This is a genomic window from Providencia sp. CIM-Carb-044 (assembly GCF_033901115.1).
In the GTDB taxonomy this organism is placed as follows: domain Bacteria; phylum Pseudomonadota; class Gammaproteobacteria; order Enterobacterales; family Enterobacteriaceae; genus Providencia; species Providencia hangzhouensis.
The window spans coordinates 1-4,089 of sequence record NZ_JAXADV010000036.1; the positions used below are offsets into that span (position 1 = coordinate 1).

The window sequence follows — 4,089 nt, forward strand, 5'->3', positions numbered from 1 at the left end:
TATCCTCTAAAAATAAACAACATCATATAATGGACGCGCGCGTAATCGATATAAAAGTGCAATTTAAGTCTACCTTATCTGCACCAAGCAATATGGTACGCATTTCTTATAAAAATCGACTTATAGAGAACCAGTTCCGCACGATAAGTTTAAAGAAACTAAGCTAGTTAATGAGAAGGGATTTATAAAAAATGAGTTAACTGAAGTTTTCGAGTTTACAGGTCAATCTCATCAAAATAAAAGTGTTTTAGTGGCTCCATTTGTTGATGAAGAATTCGGATAACAAAAATATCATCGGTTCTATATCGGTAAAAAATTGCATGCTTAGAGTGGTTATGACGCCTAACCCCAACTGCAATTTCTGTATACTCGAATATCCCTTCAAAGTCTTTAGCCGCTAAATTGGAAAGTTTATACATTATGAGCGTTCTTCACTTTCTTAGCGCTGAGTGAAAAATGCGCAAATTTATTATTTGCAACAAGCCCATATTTCTTACTCCTCGCTTTATGACAAATTTGTAATCATTTTTTAATCAATAACCCATAGTTATAATGGTAGTATTAATATAAATAAACTGATAGTATTAATATAAATAAACTGATAGAGAGTAAATTTGTTATGAAAAAATTAATATTGGTAATCTTAACTAGTGCGTTATGTATGACAGCTGCAGCTTCTTATGCAGACAGCATGGCTAAAGACAGCATGGCTAAAGATAGCATGGCTAAAGACAGCATGGCTAAAGACAGCATGGCTAAAGATAGCATGGCTAAAGATAGCATGGCTAAAGATAGCATGGCTAAAGATAGCATGGCTAAAGATAGCATGGCTAAAGATAGCATGGCTAAAGATGATAAAATGTAATGCTGTATTAATAAATAATAGCTAAATATTCATATAAGTACCTTTTTTAGGTTATCTTTCTGATAAAACTAAAGAGGGTACTTTAATCTTCAGCATGAAAATAATGCTATTAAAATATTTGTCTACTTACTTTTCAAACTACTCAAAATAAAAGTGTTTTAGTGGCTCCATTTGTTGATGAAGAATTCGGATAACAAAAATATCATCGGTTCTATATCGGTAAAAAATTGCATGCTTAGAGTGGTTATGACGCCTAACCCCAACTGCAATTTCTGTACACTCGATTCCTATCAATGGATTAGGGCTAATCACTTCTAATACATCGTGTAAGTTTTTAGTGTATTCATCTGCTTTCCTAATACCAAAATTCACGAGGGTATACTCGAATATCCCTTCAAAGTCTTTAGCCGCTAAATTAGAAAGTTTATACATTATGAGCGTTCTTCACTTTCTTAGCGATATCTTGGAGTGTTAACGACGACTCACCACTTTGCTCACCTGCATCAATTAACATCTTCAATGCTGCTGTTTGCTTTTCTTGGACCTCAAGTAAACGTAGAGCAGAGCGAACGACTTCACTTGTTGAGCCATATCTTCCTGACGAAATGAGTTGATTGACAAACTCATCCAATTGAGCCCCGATTGTTACACTTGTTGTACGAGCCATAGCACCACCTTTTGTGTTAATTATTAACACAATAATTTTAGTTAGCCTATTTGATAAAATCAAGTCAATTAGACTTATAGCATTAGGGTATACCCCAAAGCGAGAACCTAAAATGCATCAAATCACTATCAATGCAATAATCTATATGCGATACTTTTAATGAGATAATTTAAATGCGATAGATTGGTGAAAAAATGTTCATACGAGCTTACCTCAGAGCCTCTTCTGAAGATCAATATGCAGATAGAGCAAAAAATATGCTAAATGATTTTGTTGAAGAACGAGGAGGACGAATTGCGAATTATTATCGCGAGCATATTAGTGGCACAAAATTAGAACGCCCTGAACTTTCGCGTTTACTCAGTGATAGTCAACAAGGTGATATTTTATTAGTTGAACAAATTGATAGGCTCACTCGATTAAACAATACCGATTGGCTAAAATTAAAAAAACAAATAGAGCAACATGAGTTACGGATTGTCAGTCTCGATATACCAACATCTTGGCAAGCCTTAAATAACCAAGATCCCACACAGAATGACCCTATCACTCAAGCTGTACTTTCTGCTATTAATACCATGTTGATTGATTTGATGGCAGCAATGTCACACAAAGATTGGATCAGTCGCCGCGAACGACAAAAACAAGGTATCGAGCGCGCTCAGACTTTAGGTAAATACAAAGGAAAGCAGGCGGATAAAGAGCGTCATGAGAAAGTGATTTATTACCGAAAAACCAAAGGACTCAGTATTCGAGAAACCGCTGAGGCTACTGGCTATAGTCGTTCACAAGTCTGTCGAATTCAACTACGTTATCAACAAAAATAATCAGCATTCTATTTAGAGAGGAAAAACGTATGGCGATACCAACAGAACAACTCCTCGGACTATTACGTCGAGGATATACAATCACCACATTTTATCGTTTATTTGCAAAGGCCGCCTTTCAATCCTCGGTTCGCATACCTGAAGGTTATCTTTTACTATCACAAAATGGGGAAGAAGAAGGCGTTTTAACGCATATCGAATTCCAGTCGATTAAATACTTACTCATCGAACACAATATATGGGAAGAAGTCATTGGTTCTACACTTTATGGTGGAAGCAGCTGGTCTTTAAAAACCAAATAGAATTAATGTGTTATTGAGAAATGAGGTATATCACGATTACCTGTCACAAAATATAATATTACATCTACTTTTATCCCCCATCAGACTCAACGTTAATGTCACTATTTTGAATAAAATCACATGCAATGAAATATAAAGACAAATAAATCACTAATACAAGATAAGTTATTTTTTTATTTCATTTTACCCACAAAAAACAGAAATAAAAATAACCAAATTACTTATCCAAACATTTAATCACTAAAAACTGCTGATTCACTGGCATAAATTGATCTAAATAGTTTCATTAATAAACGAATGATTGAGATATCTCAACCCAAACTGTAAATTACGGTCAATTATAACGTTGAAAATGAAAACTATTCGTAATTTTATGTCAATCAAATCTATCTGTTTCGTGTTCATACTTGCAACTTTATTTGCTGCTCATGCGAGCAAGGCAGCCAATATTCTGACGCTCTCAAATCGTGATGCTATTCAATTCGAACAACGCCAACGGTTAGAGTCTGAACTCAATCAACGCCAGCTATTAGAAACACAGAACAACCTCATCCTCAATAAAGACGGCATTACGCCATTAAAGGATATCTTCGCGCATCAACCCATGAACAGGATGCATCAAGAGCAAAAAATGAACTATTGAAATTTGTCGAGGGAATGGGACTACAGATTGCCTGCTGGTTTGAAGAGAATGAATCGGGCGCCCAACTTCACAGACCTGAACTCTTTCGCTTACTCAATGTGGCCATGCCAGGTGATATTATTTAAGTTGAACAGGTGGATAGAATTAGCCGCTTGAATACGGATGACTGGGAAAAATTAAAATATCTCATTGGACATAAAGGGTTGAAGGTTGTTTCTTTAGATCTCCCAACCAGCTATCAATTTATGAATCGCACCGATGAGTTTACGGAACGAATGCTTGCCGCCTTTAACAGTATGATGTTAGACATGCTGGCAGCGGTTGCGAGAAAGGATTACGAAGATAGACGTCGCCGCCAAGCCCAAGGAGTGCAAAAAGCCAAACAAGAAGGAAAATACAAAGGTCGCCCGATCAATAAAATATTACACCAAAAAATTGAATGCTTGTTGATGGAGGGGTAAAGTTATAGTCAGATAGAAAACCTGATAGGTTGTTCAAGGCATACGATCTCGAAAGTATCAAAATCCATGAAAGCAGCAAAATAAATTACTTATAATAAACCACTTCTCCCTTAAAATCCTGATATCACAGAGGTTCGAGCAAACTTTAGACTTTTGGATGAAATGGGCGAGAAACCCCATATCCAAACTGACCCCGATATTAATCAATTCTCTCATGGGTGCAAGCCCATCATTTTTGATAACGACATTTTTTGCGCAATAGCGACAGTGCATAATTAGAAAGAAAATCCCGGCGATCACGAGACCAAAATAGCTTTCTCGACT

7 protein-coding genes and 1 pseudogene are annotated in these 4,089 nt (G+C 36.1%); 4 read left to right on the plus strand and 4 right to left on the minus strand.

Annotated features, from left to right (window positions below; all coding sequences use genetic code 11):
- Positions 1-215: 215 nt before the first annotated feature.
- From SJ312_RS22885 to SJ312_RS22900, 4 genes are all read right to left on the minus strand, one after another.
- Positions 216-419: a type II toxin-antitoxin system RelE/ParE family toxin gene (locus tag SJ312_RS22885; protein ID WP_071548929.1), complete on the minus strand. Its 204-nt coding sequence runs from the start codon at positions 417-419 to the stop codon at positions 216-218.
- A gap of 236 nt (positions 420-655) precedes the next feature.
- On the minus strand, positions 656-877 hold the full coding sequence (locus SJ312_RS23545; protein ID WP_413776574.1) for a pentapeptide repeat-containing protein: 222 nt from the start codon (positions 875-877) through the stop codon (positions 656-658).
- A gap of 126 nt (positions 878-1,003) precedes the next feature.
- Positions 1,004-1,297, minus strand: coding sequence for a type II toxin-antitoxin system RelE/ParE family toxin (locus SJ312_RS22895; RefSeq protein ID WP_071548928.1), 294 nt, complete (start codon positions 1,295-1,297; stop codon positions 1,004-1,006).
- Positions 1,290-1,532, minus strand: a complete 243-nt coding sequence (locus SJ312_RS22900) for a type II toxin-antitoxin system ParD family antitoxin (RefSeq protein WP_071548927.1) — start codon at positions 1,530-1,532, stop codon at positions 1,290-1,292. Before SJ312_RS22900 ends, SJ312_RS22895 begins: the two co-directional genes overlap by 8 nt.
- A 194-nt stretch (positions 1,533-1,726) precedes the next feature.
- Here SJ312_RS22900 and SJ312_RS22905 point away from each other — a divergent pair, with 194 nt between their 5' ends.
- The 4 genes and pseudogenes from SJ312_RS22905 to SJ312_RS22920 all read left to right on the plus strand — a co-directional run bounded on the left by SJ312_RS22905 (position 1,727) and on the right by SJ312_RS22920 (position 3,849).
- Complete coding sequence (locus SJ312_RS22905) at positions 1,727-2,359, plus strand: recombinase family protein (RefSeq protein WP_071548926.1); 633 nt, start codon at positions 1,727-1,729, stop codon at positions 2,357-2,359.
- Positions 2,360-2,388: 29 nt separating this feature from the next.
- Positions 2,389-2,661: a hypothetical protein gene (locus tag SJ312_RS22910; protein ID WP_071548925.1), complete on the plus strand. Its 273-nt coding sequence runs from the start codon at positions 2,389-2,391 to the stop codon at positions 2,659-2,661.
- A gap of 352 nt (positions 2,662-3,013) precedes the next feature.
- Positions 3,014-3,304: a hypothetical protein gene (locus SJ312_RS22915; RefSeq protein WP_071548924.1), complete on the plus strand. Its 291-nt coding sequence runs from the start codon at positions 3,014-3,016 to the stop codon at positions 3,302-3,304.
- Positions 3,238-3,849, plus strand: a pseudogene (locus tag SJ312_RS22920) (recombinase family protein). The gene SJ312_RS22915 and the pseudogene SJ312_RS22920 overlap by 67 nt, the downstream one beginning before the upstream one ends.
- Positions 3,850-4,089: the final 240 nt, after the last annotated feature.